Below are 17,022 nucleotides of genomic sequence, written 5' to 3'. Positions count from 1 at the left end.
CTAGTTTAACTAGCTACCTCTTTTATACTTTTAGGACATGAATGCTAAGAAGCATCAGAAATGAAATAGTGATCATGCACAAGACCCATGTCCAGGCAAGGGTCATGTTCCCCGAATCGATGGCCATATAAATCGCTAAAGGGGTTGTTTGTGTTTTCCCTGGAATATTACCCGCAAACATCAGCGTAGCCCCAAACTCACCTAATGCACGAGTAAAGCTCAATATTGCTCCCGAAACAAGAGCCTTTAGTGCCAATGGAATGGAAACGAACATAAAGACTTGCCATTCGTTAGCCCCATCTACACGTGCTGCATGTTCGATATCTCGATCAATCGAGGCAAAGCCCGTTTTGGCGGATTGATACATTAATGGAAAGGCAACAATGGTTGAGGCGATGACGGCGGCCCACCAAGTAAACATGACAGGCTGATCAAAAAGCCAGATAATCAGATTCCCTAATATACTATTCTTCCCAAATAGAACGATAAGCAGGAAACCTACTACAGTCGGAGGTAATACTAGGGGCATTAGCAATAACGTTTCCAGTAATAGCTTCCCCTTAAAGTGATGTGTCGCCATCCATTTACCCATTAAAATTCCTGTCAATATAGCAATGATACCCGCAACAAAGGCAATTTCTATCGAAAGCCTAAGAGGAGACCAAAAATCGGTACCCATCCTTTATTGTGCTCCTTTAAACCCATACTTTTTAAAGACATCCATCGCCTCATCGCTTTGTAAGAAGTGATAAAAATCTTCAGCCTCTTGTACATACTTACTATTTTTTATGACTCCAACCGGATAGATAATCGGCGTGTGTGTACGTTCATCTGCAGTTGCAACAACTTCGACCTTAGTAGATACAAGAGCATCTGTTTTATAAACAATTCCTGCATCTACATTTTCTGTTTCACTATAAGTAAGGACTTGACGTACATCTTTTGTATACACTATCTTGGACTCAAGTGACTCCCATAGTTGGCTATTTTTTAACGTTTCCACCCCATATTGTCCAGCAGGGACTGTTTCAGGTGTACCAAGTGCAATTTTCCCTGCTTGTTTTAAATCTTCAAAGGATTGGATTTGTTTTTCATTATTTTTTGGAACAATTAATACTAATTCATTTGCTAAAAGATCCATCCCCAATTTTGGATCAATAATCTCGTTTTTTACAAGAGCATCGAATTTATCCTCGGCTGCCGAAAAGAAAAGATCTGCAGGGGCCCCTTGTAAAATTTGTTGCTGCAATGCACCAGAACCACCAAAGTTATAGAGGATTTTAATGGTATTGTGTTCTTTTTCATAAGTTGTTTTTAGTTCTTCTAAGGCATCTTGTAAACTAGCAGCCGCAGAAATGGTTAATTCAATCGGCTCATTTACGTGCGGATCTTTATCTTCATTACCACAAGCAGCTAATAGGCCAACTAGAAGCATGGATGCAAAGAAACGATAAAATTTTTTCACTTCGTTTTTCTCCTTTTATAACTCGTTATAACAAGACATAACTAATTATAATAAGTTATAAGTGAAAAAGAAACCTGGAATTGGTAGAAAATTTTAAGATGTTCACATGTAAACAAATAAGTTACCATGTAAGAAGAGGCTTATAGGAGGAGAAAGAGATGTCACAAGAACAATCCTATACAATTGAAGAGGTTGCACAATTATTAAAGGTATCGAAATTAACGGTCTATGATTTAGTGAAAAAAGGGGATTTGCCCGTTTTCCGAGTAGGACGCCAAATGCGGGTGGACCGTACTGATTTACAAGGCTATATACAAAAACGGAAGACAGGTACCACTCCTGCTATGTCACCCGTGGCTATTTCACCTAAAAATCATTCAAAAATTATTATTAGTGGGCAAGATTTCGTGTTGGATTTAATGGCAAAATATCTAGAGAAAAGGCAATTAATAAAAGTATTACGTTCACATGAGGGTAGTTTTAATGGGGTCATGGCGTTGTACCATGGAGACTGTGACATTGCGAGTTTACATATGTTTGATGGGGATACAGGGGATTACAATACACCTTATGTAAAAAAGATTTTTGTGAGCCTTCCTTTTGTTCTCATCAATGTGATATCACGTAGGGCGGGTTTCTATGTTCAAAAGGGTAATCCGTTACAGATCCATTCATTTGAGGATTTTCAAACAAAGTCATTTACATTCATCAATCGTGAGAAAGGCTCAGGTACACGCACCTTATTAGATGAACAATTGCGTATTCATCACATCGCTCCGTCTACAATTAATGGGTATGACAAAGAAGAGATGAGCCATCTCGATGTCGCATCAGCTGTAGCAAATGGGCATGCAGATGTTGGGATAGGGATTGAGAAAACCGCCAAACTTGTCAACGTTGATTTTATTCCTGTTATGAGAGAGCGCTATGATATTGTGCTATTAAAAACACCTGACAATCAACGGTTAATTGAAGCGGTAAAGGGAATTTTGACATCAACAGACTTCCAATCCGAAGTGATCGCATTAGGAGATTATGATGTCTCCCAAATGGGACAGGTTATCTATGAAACACTGTAATTCAAACTGTATTTCTAAAATAAAAGGATTTATAATTTTTGGAAATTTTATGGTTGTTGTGTTATCTAAACATTGCAGAACATCTATGAAATTTTGAATGTAGAATTGGTGAGATGGATAATTTAGTAGGTAAAACAACTGCTAAGATATTAGCCCGCCATCAAATAGTTTGCGTAATAACGCGCAACTATTTGATGGCGGGCCTTTTTTCGTTTATAAAAAGGAGTTGGAAAACGTGACATGGACAGTATTACACATTATTGGTAGTATTGCCTACGCTATTAGCGGCGCATTTGTTCCTTACAGACCAAGTATTCTTTTATAGGTATATTTGTGCTGGGTCATACTACATCTTATGGTGGGTCCATTATTCGTAACATTGTACTTGATATACCTGTGTCCAATATATGGGAGCGGCAAACCTTATTTGTTGTTTTAGTTACACGGACGACTATTTTATTTGTAAAAAGGAATTGGATTCATCACTGGAACCGCTGGGGCTATTTTTTTGATTCTATTGGCCTTGCTTCCTTTGCGCCGCTCGCACTAAGAGAAGAAATCCATGCTGTTTTGACATTTTTTTGTGGGCTTTCCATCTGGGTAGGGTGGAAAGCCCGCTTGAATTGTCAGCTATTGTTATCTTGATTGTGGTCCTCCGATGTTATTTGTGAATAATAAATGGAAGCTTCCTTGGACATTTTTGCATGAGCCTAAATTTTCTTGTGGCTTTAAATGAAAGAATGGTTTGCTGCATCTAGTACAAATGGTTTTAAGAAGGGAGGTGTAAACGTTTAATTTATGATGTTGTTTTTCATCATCAAGGATACTTCTCTGCTGGAGTTGGATTGGTAATTGATTTTAGTCATCGAACATTCGAATATTTGTCCAATAAACAAACATGCTTATCACTTTCAACATAGTACAATTTTGTTTTAAAAGGAATTCTATATGAGTAGAATCCTTTTTTTTTGTGATTTTTTAGAGTTTTAACATGACTCTATGGAAATACTCGTAGACTAAGAGTAATGAATGGTAAATATAACTGAATTGGTATTTTTTATAAATTATGGTAGGTTATTTATTGACTATTTATTCCATGGTGTTTAATATTATAAATGGAAAATAGGTTTATTTTTTCAAGTTAATATCCTTTAATGTAATTTAAAGGGATTTATACTCTGAGGTTATAAAGAAAATTTTGGGGGCGTGATATGTGATAGAAATTTGTTTAATTAAAGTACCTGTACATATTTCAAATTATTCTGAACTAATGAATTTTGTATGTACAAAAAAAGCAAGAAGAATAGAAGCTTACTTAAATAAAATAGATGCATATAGGTCCTTACTATCCGAATTGTTGATGAAATATTTATTGATGAAGCATTTGAAATGTCATCCTTCCGACATAAATATCCAAACGAATACATATGGGAAGCCATATTGTATCAATGGAGATTATGAATTTAACATCTCTCATTCAGGTGAATGGGTTATAGGTGTCATTGGCAATTGTGATGTAGGAATTGATATTGAAGAAATGAAAGATAATTACGAAGATGAAATAATTAAAAATTATTTTTCGAGTATAGAATACACTTCGTACAATCAAACACCAACTGAAATGAAAAAAGAACGTTTTTATGACTTATGGACTTTGAAGGAAGCTTTTGTGAAAAATATTGGACTAGGTTTAAGCATTCCTTTAGATTCTTTCTCCATCGAGACTAGTCATAATGAAATTTCAATTGTACAAGATATTAGTCCGTATCCTTATTATTTCAAGCAATATAACTTGGTTACTGGTTATAAAATTTCCGTATGTAGTAAAATGAATGAATTTCCATCAGAGCAACAACTAAAGATAAAAGAGTTTTCGGCCTTAGAAAAAATTTTTTTGAATAATCTAATATTAGAGGAGGATAAATATTATGAGTAAATTAATACCTCAAGTTTTAAATCTTCTTAAAAATAAGGAACTAACAAAAGACGCAGCGAAGCAAATCATTGAATCGGTGAATGAAATTAAAAGTGAGTCTAAACCGAAAGTTGATAAAAAAATTGCCATAATCGGCATTTCTGCAGAATTACCCGGTGCTAAAAATTTTGATGAATTTTGGAATGTTTTAAGCAATGAACAGGACAAAATAACAGAATTAAGTGATAGTAGGAGATCGTTGTGTGAGGGATTCCTTGTTAATAATATGGAAAAACTTAAAATTTCAAAAGAGAAGCCGTTTTGGGATGCAGCGTGGCTAGATGAAGTTGATAAATTTGATGCTGGATTTTTTAATATTTCAGCTGCTGAAGCAAAAGTAATGGATCCACAACAGCGTAGATTTCTTCAAATCGCATACCAATGTTTTGAAGATGCTGGTTACGCAGGGAGTCGAATAAAAAATTCAAATACGGGTGTTTACATTTCAGCAGCTATGACCAATTACTCTGAAGGATTGGCTGAATTCACACCATTAAGTGTTCCAGGAAATATTCCTGCTTTTACGGCCTCAAGAATTTCTTATATTTTTAATTTAAAAGGACCGTCTTATGTCGTGAATGCTACCTGTGCCTCCTCCATGTTGGCAATTCATGAAGCCTGTGTGGGTTTAATGAATAATGATTGTGAAACGGCATTAGTCGGCGGTGTTAATATTTTCCCTTATCCAATAAATAGTGAAAAACTGTTTATGAATGCTGCGGGTATTATGTCTGAGCAACAAAAGTGTAAACCTTTTGACGACTCAGCTAGTGGGATTGGAAGAGGAGAAGGGGCAGTAGCCCTGTTATTAAAACCTTTAGATCAAGCAATAGAAGATAATGATAATATCCACGCTGTTATAATTGCCTCTAAGGTAAATAATGATGGGACTTCAGCGGGTATTACGGCGCCAAATCCTAAAGCACATGCAGATTTATTAGCTGAAACATGGGATTTAGCGGGCATTAAGCCTGAGCAAATTGACTACATTGAAGCGCATGGCACAGGTACTCATTTAGGTGATCCTATTGAAATAAAAGGCATTCAAGAAGCAGTTGAACGAAGTAATAACGATAAACAATTTTTACCAATTGGTTCTGTGAAGGGTAATATTGGCCATTTACTTGATGGAGCTGCAGGTTTATCGGGTGTAATCAAAGCACTACATGTAATAAAAAAGGGAATAGTTCCACCTACAATAAATTTAGTTGAACCAAATACACATATTGATTTTGTAAATTCTCCAGTTTTTATTCCGACAGTACCATTTAATATTAAAGAGAATAAAAAAGAAAACGAACCTATTATAGCTGGTGTAAGTTGCTTTGGCTTTAATGGTACGAATGTTCATTTACTATTAGAGGGAGCTCCAACGAAGGCTGAAATTCATAAGAAAGATCATAAAAGAAAAGCATATGTCATTCCTTTTTCAGCAAAATCTGAATTATCTTTGCGAGGTACTATTGAACATTTCTCTAATTTATCTGGGGATACGATTAATCTAAGTAATTTAGCATATACGATGTGTACAGGTAGGGAGCATCATGAAATAAGATTAGCTATTATAGCTGAGACAATGGACGATCTAATAGGTGCCTGTAAAAATTTAGTCAATCTTGATATGACTAATTGGGAAAAAATTATTGATATGACAACCGATGACGATAACACTATCAAGAAATTAGCAGAAAATTTTATTACAGGTGAAAAATGTAGTTGGCATAAACAATTTCAGGATGAGAATAATCATAAAATTTCTTTACCTACATACTACTTTGATGAAAAATCTTATTGGTTACAGAGTGATGCTAGCGTAAAAGCTATAGAGGTAAAAGGAAAAACAGCTCTTGAAGAAATCATTAGTTTAGCAGAAATAATCTTAGAAACTGAGAATATTAAGCAAACGGATAGTTTTATTTCTGTAGGTGGAAACTCTCTTTCAGGACTACAATTTATTACCCGTTTGAAAAAACAATTTAATAGAGACTTTGTCTTAGATGATGTATTTCTTACATTTGAACAACTAAGTAAACAAGTAAACAATGATCATTCAGAATCGACAGAAGTCATACCTCAAATTAGTGTAGAAAACCATGAATTTCCATTATCATATGGTCAAAACAGATTGAGCATTATAGAACAATTAACAGACCAAAAAATGGTTTACAATACTCCGTTTATTTTTAAAGTTAACGGGTTAGTTGACATTGAGAGGTTACGCCAAACATTTGATGTACTTTCACAAAGACATGAATCTTTAAGAACAGTATTTGTAAAGCATGAGGATGGAAATAAACAGAAAATACTGCAAAAACCAAACTATTTATTTGAATACAAAGATTTTAGTATAGAAGATAACGCAGAAGCAAAAGCAATGGATCAACTAAATCGTTGGAAAGAAACTCCGTATGATTTAGAAGCGGGACCACTTTTAAGAGTATTTGTGTATAAAACAGAAAAAAATAAAAGTCTGTTTGCTTTAATGATGCACCATATTATTGTAGATGGCTGGTCATTATCACTATTATCGGATGAACTTTTCACTTTGTACAATAGTAGTAATAATGAAGCCTTGCCGGAAATAGAAAATACGTATGTAGATTTTGCTGCATGGCAACGTGAAAATATAGAGGGTGGTAGGTTTAAACAACATGAAGATTACTGGCTTGAAACATTAAGAGGAAGTCTACCTATTACAGAAATAACGGGCGATAAATTAAGACCAAGCACTTTCCGATATACTGGAAGGCTTAAAAGATTTGATATTAGTGCTAGCTTAGCAGATAAATTAAGAGCTTTTGCAAATACAAATGAAAGTACATTATACATGGTTTTAGTGTCGAGTGTATTTAAACTAATTAATCAGATGACTGGTGATACAGATATGGTAATCGGTACACCGGTATCTGGAAGAGTAAATGAAGAACTGGAAAAAATCATTGGTTTATTTACGAATACTATCCCATTAAGGGTTAATTATGAAGAACATGATAATTTCCTTACTTTATTAAGAAATGTTAAGACCATGTTATTGGATAGCTTTAAACATCAAGAATATCCTTTCGATTTATTAGTGGAGAAATTAGATTTACCTCGGGATACTAGTCGTTCTCCTTTATTTAATATAAACGTGGCACTTCAAAATTTTAAATTTAAAAATACGACATCAGCTTTTGATGAAGCAGAATTAACACCTATTCTTTCTGAACACAAAACGAGTAAATGGGATCTTGAATTCGAATTTGTTGAATTACCAAATGGAGAGCTATTCTGTAATCTTGAGTATTACGACGGTGTCTATTCATCAAGATTTATTGATTCATTAATTGAAACGTATTTAAAAATACTAGATATGATTTTACATGAGCATGAATTAACTAATATTGATGTAGAAAAAAGTAAAAGTGCTATAAATGGTCAATTTGTCGAGGATGGCAAAAACTTTTTAACTACTATATTAATGATGGCAGAAAAGAACCCACAAAAAACAGCATTGGAAGATAGCGCAGGTTCATTAACATATCAAGAGTTAGTAGATAGAAGTAAATCAATAGCAGAAAAATTGTTGAACAGCAACAGTGAAGTTAAAAATGCTGTCATTATTTCTGACAATAATAGAACGGCTATTTTAGGTATTTTATCTTGTTTAATGAGTAATGTCACATTTATACCTGTATCACCTAAAAACCCAAGAGCTAGAATTGAATCTATTATCAAACAAAGTCAAGCTAACTTTATTATTTCGGAAAAGAAATTCTATTCCTTATGTAATAGGCTGTTATTTGAAAATAAGAATATTCAAACGGTTATGGTGTTAGGAGAAACAGATTTAGATCAGTGTGCTGTTGTAGATTCAAGTGATTTAATGAACGAATCATTGTGGAACTATTTTGCAGAAGGACAGAAAACAGAAATAGAGGCTAGTGGTTGGAATAGTAGTTATACAGGTGAAGCTTTCAGTGCCTTAGAAATGCAGGAATATGCGGAAAACGCAGTAAACAAAATCAGAAAGTACCTACCTCAAGATTCAAATGTATTAGAGCTTGGCTGTGGCTCAGGTTTGACAACATTTGCACTTGCTCCATATACAAAAACGTATACAGCTATGGATTTATCTTCCTCTATTATCGAGAGGAATAAACAGATTGCTCAGAAATCTAACTTTAGCAATATTAAATTTGACATTTCGAAGGCTCATGCCTTTAAGAAGTTTGAAACAGCATTAGATGCAGTTGTCATTAATAGTGTTATTCATTGTTTCCCAAGCTATGGCTATTTAAAGGTAGTCCTTAAAAAAGCTATTGACTCTTTAAAAGAGGGCGGAATAATTTTCTTGGGGGATTTATTAAATATTGATAAAAAAGATGAATTTGTTTCTTCTTTACAAGCATTTAAAGAAGAAAATATGGATAAAAATACTAAATTAGATTGGGATACAGATTTATTTATTAATGAAGAAATTTTAAAAGAGCTTCTCAGTGATGTAGGAGCAGATATACAAATTGAATGTTCTGAGAAGACATACACTGTAAGCAATGAACTCAATCAATATAGATTTGATGCTGTGATCATTGTTAAAGATAAGGGCGAAAAATATAAACGAAGCAGCTCTAAAAATATGCTAAGTGAAGGTATTCATCTAGATGAGCATGTGGAAATTGAGTTAAATTCTTTTGCTAAAACTTCCCCTGCATATATTCTCTTTACATCTGGAAGTACTGGAAAACCAAAAGGTGTAGTTGTTTCAGGTAAAAATCTTAATAATTATTTAAACTGGGCTACTGCATACTATTCACCTACTGGAACATCGCTAGATATGCCATTTTTCACTTCCATATCTGTCGATTTAACGATTACTTCAATGTTTATTCCATTGATAACGGGCGGAAAAATCATTTGCTGTGAAGGGGAAATTGATCAGGCTTTTGAAAGTGTAGCCAAGATAAAAGAAACCATAACGATAAAGGGTACACCTAAACAGATCCAATATTTAGTTGAGGATGAGAGATTTGCACCAAATGTAGAATGCTTCATCCTAGGGGGAGAAGCTTTAGATATAACTTTATGTAAAACGTTGAGAGATCGATTCCCTCATGCTCGTATCATTAATGAATATGGGCCAACTGAGGCAACTGTTGGAACGATTTATCATGAAGTAACAGAAGAAGATTTACACTCAGATTATAGTCATGCGCCAATCGGATTACCGATTCATAACACGTCTGTTTACATTTTGAATAATCAGAATCAGCTAGTCCCTTCATACGGGGTTGGAGAAATCGTATTAAGTGGTGAGAGTGTTGCCCTAGGCTATTTGGGAGAGCCTAATTTAACTAGAAATAAGTTTATAGCTAACCATATTAATCATTTACAATCAGGATATTTATATAAGACAGGGGATTTAGGACAAGTATTGCCGAACGGTAAAATTGTTTGTTATGGACGGAAAGATAATATGGTTAAAATTCGCGGCCACAGAGTGGAACTGGAAGAAATCGAAAGATATTTGCGAGAAATTCCAAGTATTAAAGATGCCGTAGTTAAACTATATAAAAATGAAGATGGTGAACAGCTTTGTGCTTACTTAGTCAGTCAACAAGATATTAATCAAAGGGATATTGAAAAACATCTTTTACGATATTTACCAGAATCATTAATTCCAACGTATTACCAAAAAATAGAACAAATTCCAATGTCTAATAGTGGAAAAGTAGATAGACTTTCACTGCCAAGTCCTGAATTATACGACGATAGAAAAGTTCAGACAGATGATATTAGTAGTTTGACAGAGATTGAAAGAGAATTGCTGTCCATACTAAAAGGAATTTTAAGTGACCGTCAATTTAACATTGATTCTGATTTCTTTAAAATTGGAGGGGACTCCATCAAGGCATTAAAGTTTATCTCAAAGGCAAAGGAAAAAAATATTAATTTGAAAATTGACCATATCTTTAATTGTAGAAGTATTCGAAAAATAGCTATGAACACTACTAAAGAAATGGACACTCAAAAAGAATGGCAGGAATTAAGTTCTAAGGAGATTCCACTTGCTCCAATGCAAAGATGGTTCTTCCAACAAACATTTAAACATGCCCACTATTGGAACTTATTAATGTCAGTAGAGCTGCCTGAGAAAGTGGATGTAGCTGCTTTAGAAAAGTCTTTCCAATCAATTATTTCGGTTAATGAGAGCTTGATGACATGGTTCGATGTGAATGAGAGCAAACCAAAGGCTTTTGTTGAACCAAGCTTAGTTAACACATTTAAGCTCATTGTGAAGGATCTAAAATTAACACCTCCGGGTAGGCTAAAAGAGGAAATTGAGAACATTCAATTCCAATTACAAAATAACTTTAATTTTGGAAAGGTATTACCAATAGGAGCAGTAGTGTTCCTAACAGCTAAGAAGCCTATTTTGACATTCTTTATTCATCATCTAGTTGTTGATGGGGTTTCATGGAGGGTTTTATTAGAGGAATTAGAAAATAATTATTTAGCTATAGTAAATGGTGAAGATAAAATCAGCTTCCCTATGACGCAGTTTTCTGATTGGATAGGAGAATTGTATAACAAAGAATTACACACGAATCATTCATATTGGGAAAATATAGATGTGAAAAATGTACATCCATTATGCATGCAGCCTGTCAGAAAAGATTATTTATTTAAGGATCGATATCATGTAACCAAAACTCTGAGTGAGGAAAGTACAAAGCAATTTTTACATGCTAGAGAACATTCAGAAATTTATAAACCTGATGTTCTTATTGCAGTAACATTTGCTCAAGCGTTTAGTCAACTATTCGGTCAACAAGATGTGTTATTTAACTTTGAAGGGCATGGACGAGATAGTCGCCAATCAGCGTTAGATCTTAGTAGAACAATAGGTTGGTTTACTACGATGTATCCACTACAGGTGACAATTAGTACGCTAGAAGAAATGCTTTACACAGTTGGACAATCATTGAGCGAAATAGGCATTGGATTGGACTTTATGATAGCAAGATGGATCAAAGAAAATAACAACATTACGCATATTCAACCATCCATATTGGTCAATTATTTAGGAGATTTTGATAACGATATTAGTACTTCTACAAATAGTAAAAATGGAGGGAACGGGGTGCTACAATACTCCTCAAATCTTCCTCAGGCTCCTGCTATTCATCCTGATAATGAGCTTTCTAATATTTTGGAAATAAACATCTTTATTTTGGATGGAAAACTTAATCTAAGCTTAGAGGTAGATACACAAGTGATTAGTAATGAAAAAGCTCAACTCCTCTTATCAAAATTTGAAGAAGCTTTGGTTGAATGTAGTGGAAATGCAAAGGAGCCCCAAAATACATGATAACTTCTTTTAGCAAACCAACAAACAGAGGATTTACAATCTTTTTAATGGTTGTAGCTACTCACTTTATATCTTTATTAGGTTCTTCTGTTGCAAGGTTTGGACTTGGTGTCTGGGCTTACCAAAGTACAGGTCAAGTATCTAGTTTTGCGGTCGTTTTAGTTGCAGGATTTCTTCCGGCAATTGTGTTATCGCCTTTTATAGGAATATGGATAGATAGGAAAGGTCCTCGATTATTAATATTATTAGGAGATATTATTGGACTAATTATTTCTTCAATAATTTTCTCCTCCCTTTTATTAGGGAATATAAGTATGGTTCATGTAATTGCAGGTGCTATATCGCTTTCGATAGTGAGCTCAATGCAAACGCCAGCATTACAAACATTAGCACCTAATCTAGTACCTAAAGAAATGTTATCAAGAGCAAATGGTGTATTTTCTATGGCATCATCGACTAGTGATGTTCTGGGTCCTGTAATTGGTGGAGTAATAATGGGGTTTGGAAGTATTGTTTATATCATTGGTGCAGAGCTAGTTACTTATTGTATTGCCATTCCTATTCTCTTAATACTTTGGACAAAATTAAGTGTAAAAGTGAACAATGACAATGAAGATAGCCATGAAAATAACTCCATTTTAGGTGATCTAAAATATGGTTTCAATTATTTAATCGAGCATAAATCTCTTCTAACTTTAGTGCTATTATTCACGGTTTTAAATTTTGCACTAGGGTTCAATCAAGTAGTTGGACAGCCATATATATTGAGCTTTGGAACTGTTGAACAATTTGGCTTACTAAGCTCTATATATGGAGGAGGAATGGTATTAGGTGGGGTACTAATGTCATTCATCAAGCTGAAGAAGCACATAATATGGTTAGTACTGATTTCAAATTTTGGTATTGGTGTATTTATAACGCTCACAGGGTTATTCAATAATATGCTACTCATTGCAGTTTTTTGGGGTGGTTTAGGGTTATTACTGCCAGTGGTTAATACAGGTACACTTACTTTAATTCAACTCCATACAGAACCCAAATTACTAGGAAGAGTTTTTTCAATTGCTAGAACATTCGCTTGGATTTCATTACCCCTCGCTTATATTATAGGAGGAATACTTGCTGATAAATTAGTTGCCTCAAACGTAAATATTATCCCTTATTTAGGTAGTGGAGAACGAGGAGTGTATGGGACGCTACTCTTACTAGCTGGAGGTTTAATTATATTAACTGTGGCAATTTTCGCTCAACTAAAATACATTAAAGAATTGGATAGGAGAGAAGAAAATGATGTACAGCACAATGTCTAAAAAAATATTAAGTTTAGTAGAAGAAAATAAATTGGATACAAATTTAGCATTAAATTTACTAGATGAAATAGAAAAAGAAACAAGTGAACCACTTGCAATTGTTGGTATGTCTTTAAGATTTCCTAATGTCTCAAATCTGGATGATTTATGGACAGGTCTCATAAATAAAAAGGATTTTGTGACTGAATTTTCGAAAGAGCGTTTTGAATTGATTGTTAATTCTAATCCTAAATTGCAAGAAATGTATAGCCATTTAAAAAATAATATAACGAATGATCCAAGATCGTATGGCTCGTGGCTATCTAGCATTGAACAGTTTGATCCTGAACAATTCGGATTGAATGAACATGAAGCTCAATTTATGGGACCAGCAGAGCGTCTGTTTTTACAGGTGGCATTAGAGTCCTTATACATGGCAGGTTACAAGGAAAATGATCTAAAGGATTCAAATACTGGCGTATTTATAGCACATACACCTCATCCTGCATTTGATTATTTAAATTTATTTGAAGAAAAAGATGAACGAGCTTTTATTTCAAACATACCTGCTAATCTGGGCTATCATTTATCATATGCATTTGATCTTAAAGGTCCAGTTATGACCATTAATACGAGTTGTTCCTCTTCTTTAGCTGCTGTTCATGTTGCTAAAAATGCGCTTAAGCAGGGGGATTGTAACTTAGCAGTAGTTGCGGGAGTGAATTTGAATTTATTTCCGTATTGGGAAGAGGAAGCACCTGATTATGTTGTAAGGAGCACAAAATATAGATGTTCACCATTCGATGAAAGTGCAGATGGGATTATCGGAGGTGAAGGGGTTGCTGCTATTGTTGTAAAGAGATTATCGGATGCTATAAAGGACAACAATCACATTCATGCTGTGTTAAAGGGTTCGAGTATTAGTAGTGATGGTGCATCAAATGGCATGCAAGTCCCTAATCCTGACGCTCAATCTAAAGCAATAATGGATGCTCTGGACGATGCAAAGTTATCATTTAATGATATTGATTTTGTTGAGGCGCATGGCGCAGGTACTCAAGTAGGTGATTTACTCGAAGTAGAGGGGCTTAAAAAGGCCTATCTACAAAAATCAACTAAGACAACGGAATGTCAATTAGGCTCAATTAAGTCGAATTTTGGCCATATGGGTGATGCAGCAGGTATTGCAGGATTAATAAAAGCTGTACTATCCATAGAGAAAAGAACAGTTCCAGGTCTTAATCATTTTGCAGCAGAAAATCCTAAAATAAACTTCAAAGAAACGCCGTTCAAAGTTAGCTCAGAAAATAAAACGTTTGATGAACATAAAATTTTAAGCGCAGGTGTGAATTCTATAGGCATAAGTGGTACGAATGTTCATGTCATACTAGAGGAGTATCGACACAATAAACAGGAGCAATTAACTGAAAAATTGACACCATTGTTTATTTCAAGTAAAACTCGTAGAGCGCTATGGGATCAAATAAAAACCTTAGCTATTCACCTTAAAAATAATGAAAATTACAGTATTCAAGATTTAGCCTATTCATTCAATAATAGAAGAAGTCATGAGCAGTCTAGAGTATGTATTTTTGCAAGCAATTGTCATGAACTACTTCGAAAAGTCGAAAGATTATTAAATGTAAGAACATTTGAAAAGGTACCGAGTAATTTTTATACACAAGGTATATTTTTAGCTGATGAACATGAAACGAAAGTTGATAGTATTAAAAATTTAGATGAATTTACCGCTACATCTCCAGCAGATAAAGCACTTATTAAGCGATACCTAGAAGGTAACAATATTATGGAGGAGTGTCGCGAATTATTTAATAATGGGAAATTACTACCGTTACCAGTCAGTATTTTTAATACAAAAAGAATATGGCCATCTAGTAAAGAGACATTCCAAAATCAGACGAAAGAGCTGTTCTTTGAAAAGAAATGGCTACATTATCCACATGATAATGAGACTACACATGAAGCATTAAAAGAAGGAACGACTTGGCTATACTTTATGAATAAAGATGATGAAAATATCGTTGCACTAAAGAATAGAATGACTGCTTTAGGTATAAAAATAATTGAAGTACTTGAAGCAGATAAATTTGTGCAATATACATCTGAACAATATGGTATTGACATCAATTCTGAAAAAGATATGTATAAGTTGTTTGAACACATAGGTGTGGAAGAATTAAGAAATTTAAAAGGGATTATCCACTCTTACACATTTAAGCATTTAGATGAAACAATGGAATCAAAAGAAAATATGGAAAAATCCCAAGAAGAAGGTATTTTCTCACTATTCAATATAACAAAAATGTTATTAGAGTTTGAGGTTACACATCCAATTCAATTAAATGTCATATCATCATTAACGGAGCAAGTTAAGGACAATGAAAAAATAATTCCTGCTAGGGTAACAACCTTTGGCTTAGCGAAAGTTATCTCGCAGGAACAACCGACTATTTCATCCTACTCTATCGATCATGATTTGGACGGAAGCTCTGAAGACATTGCTTCCCAATTATTAAAAGAGTTACAACAAGATAAAGATCATAGACCAGAATTAGTGGCATTTAGACAATCAAAAAGATATACAAAAGTTATTGAAAGACAAAGCGATGACTTTAATGGCAATGAAATTATAGTAAGAGAGAATGGCAATTATGTTATTGCCGGCGGTACAGGATATTTAGGTGTTCAATTAGGAAAGTTTTTAAGTGAAAAGCAAAACGTCAATATCATTTTATTGGCTAGAAATTTATTACCAGACCGAATGGAATGGGAAAAAATTATTGAGAATAATCAAGAAAAAGATGACATGTTGATTTATAAGCTGACATCAATTATGGAAATTGAAAGTCGAGGTTCTACAGTTACAATCATGGAGTGTGATGTGACTGAGGAACACGCTGTTAAAGAAACATTTGCGAAAATTAGACAGGATTTCGGTGAAATCAATGGTGCGTTTATGTTGGTCAAACAACTTTACCATCTATGGATAAAAGAGTTAAAGCTTAGTCAATTCAAAAAAGGCATTCATAACAGAGTAATCGGCACCTATTTAGTAGAAAAAGAATTAAATCCAGAACCATTAGATTTCTTTATCCTATTTTCTTCAATCTCTTCTTTAATGGGGACGAAATCTGCAAGTGAATGCTGCGCTGTGAATCAATATTTAGACTCAATGGCTGGGTATTTGAATCAAAAGGGAATAAAAGGTAAAACGATGAACTTTACGTTAATACTAGATGATAAAAAAGATTTTGGAAGTGATACGGCCATACCTCCGATTGATTTTGTAGATTTCCAAAATTCATTGAACTTATTCTTCAATAAGGGCTATGAATGGAGTCTAATTTCACGTTTTGATTTAGAGCAAGTCCATTATCTTAAACCAGTCATTAAAATCCCATTTGGCGAGAGTTTCTGGAGCGAAGTAGAACACTTTAATCATTCAAAAAATAATCAAAACGAAAGTATTTCGATGGAAGAAGAAGTAGTGAAAAGTGAGTTTACACTATCTGAGATTGAAGCAAGTATACGTGAAATTTGGAAAACAGTTTTAGGCATTTCAACTATTAAAGAAATTGATAATTTCTTTAGTTTAGGAGGAAGCTCTTTAAGTGCTCTAAGATTTGTTCATTTATTTAAAAATAAATTCATTGGTTTAAAATTTGAAATCTCTGATTTATATAGCAATCCTACATTCCAAGACCAAATTGTATACTGTGATCATTTTTATAACGCAAAAGATGAATTAAGCGATATTCTAGATGCATTTGAAAGTGATGATATTTCATCAGAAGAGGCACTGTCTCTATTATTGAATAAGCATTGAGTTGAAAGGGAAATGA

At 34.0% G+C, this 17,022-nt stretch carries 8 protein-coding genes; 6 read left to right on the top strand and 2 right to left on the bottom strand.

Annotated features, from left to right (window positions below):
• Positions 1-22: 22 nt before the first annotated feature.
• Both modB and modA read right to left on the bottom strand, forming a co-directional pair.
• On the bottom strand, positions 23-679 hold the full coding sequence (gene modB / locus ACE1MS_RS13290) for a molybdate ABC transporter permease subunit (RefSeq protein ID WP_012294876.1): 657 nt from the start codon (positions 677-679) through the stop codon (positions 23-25).
• 3 nt (positions 680-682) lie between these two features.
• Complete coding sequence (gene modA, locus ACE1MS_RS13285; protein WP_036161998.1) at positions 683-1,465, bottom strand: molybdate ABC transporter substrate-binding protein; 783 nt, start codon at positions 1,463-1,465, stop codon at positions 683-685.
• Positions 1,466-1,623: 158 nt separating this feature from the next.
• On the opposite strand from modA, the gene ACE1MS_RS13280 reads away from it, so the two are divergent.
• The 6 genes from ACE1MS_RS13280 (at position 1,624) to ACE1MS_RS13255 (ending at position 17,006) form a co-directional block, all read left to right on the top strand.
• Positions 1,624-2,544, top strand: coding sequence for a helix-turn-helix transcriptional regulator (locus ACE1MS_RS13280; protein ID WP_036161993.1), 921 nt, complete (start codon positions 1,624-1,626; stop codon positions 2,542-2,544).
• A gap of 333 nt (positions 2,545-2,877) precedes the next feature.
• Positions 2,878-3,189, top strand: a complete 312-nt coding sequence (locus ACE1MS_RS13275) for a hypothetical protein (protein ID WP_236249543.1) — start codon at positions 2,878-2,880, stop codon at positions 3,187-3,189.
• A 568-nt stretch (positions 3,190-3,757) separates the two neighbouring features.
• Positions 3,758-4,480, top strand: coding sequence for a 4'-phosphopantetheinyl transferase family protein (locus ACE1MS_RS13270; RefSeq protein ID WP_063389785.1), 723 nt, complete (start codon positions 3,758-3,760; stop codon positions 4,478-4,480).
• Complete coding sequence (locus ACE1MS_RS13265; protein WP_447402405.1) at positions 4,473-11,870, top strand: condensation domain-containing protein; 7,398 nt, start codon at positions 4,473-4,475, stop codon at positions 11,868-11,870. The genes ACE1MS_RS13270 and ACE1MS_RS13265 overlap by 8 nt, the downstream gene beginning before the upstream one ends.
• Positions 11,867-13,180, top strand: a complete 1,314-nt coding sequence (locus ACE1MS_RS13260; RefSeq protein ID WP_036161991.1) for an MFS transporter — start codon at positions 11,867-11,869, stop codon at positions 13,178-13,180. Before ACE1MS_RS13265 ends, ACE1MS_RS13260 begins: the two co-directional genes overlap by 4 nt.
• The gene (locus ACE1MS_RS13255; protein WP_447402404.1) at positions 13,158-17,006 is read left to right on the top strand and encodes a beta-ketoacyl synthase N-terminal-like domain-containing protein; all 3,849 of its coding nucleotides are present in this window, start codon (positions 13,158-13,160) and stop codon (positions 17,004-17,006) included. Before ACE1MS_RS13260 ends, ACE1MS_RS13255 begins: the two co-directional genes overlap by 23 nt.
• Positions 17,007-17,022 lie beyond the last annotated feature (16 nt).

The organism is Lysinibacillus sp. fkY74-1 (genome assembly GCF_053165895.1).
This window is presented reverse-complemented; position numbering and strand designations above follow the sequence as displayed.

Coding starts and splice junctions, on each gene's coding strand:
- modB (WP_012294876.1), bottom strand. CDS start 679: ATGGGTACCGATTTTTGGTCTCCTCTTAGGCTTTCGATAGAAATTGCC.
- ACE1MS_RS13280 (WP_036161993.1), top strand. CDS start 1,624: ATGTCACAAGAACAATCCTATACAATTGAAGAGGTTGCACAATTATTA.
- ACE1MS_RS13265 (WP_447402405.1), top strand. CDS start 4,473: ATGAGTAAATTAATACCTCAAGTTTTAAATCTTCTTAAAAATAAGGAA.
- ACE1MS_RS13260 (WP_036161991.1), top strand. CDS start 11,867: ATGATAACTTCTTTTAGCAAACCAACAAACAGAGGATTTACAATCTTT.
- ACE1MS_RS13255 (WP_447402404.1), top strand. CDS start 13,158: ATGATGTACAGCACAATGTCTAAAAAAATATTAAGTTTAGTAGAAGAA.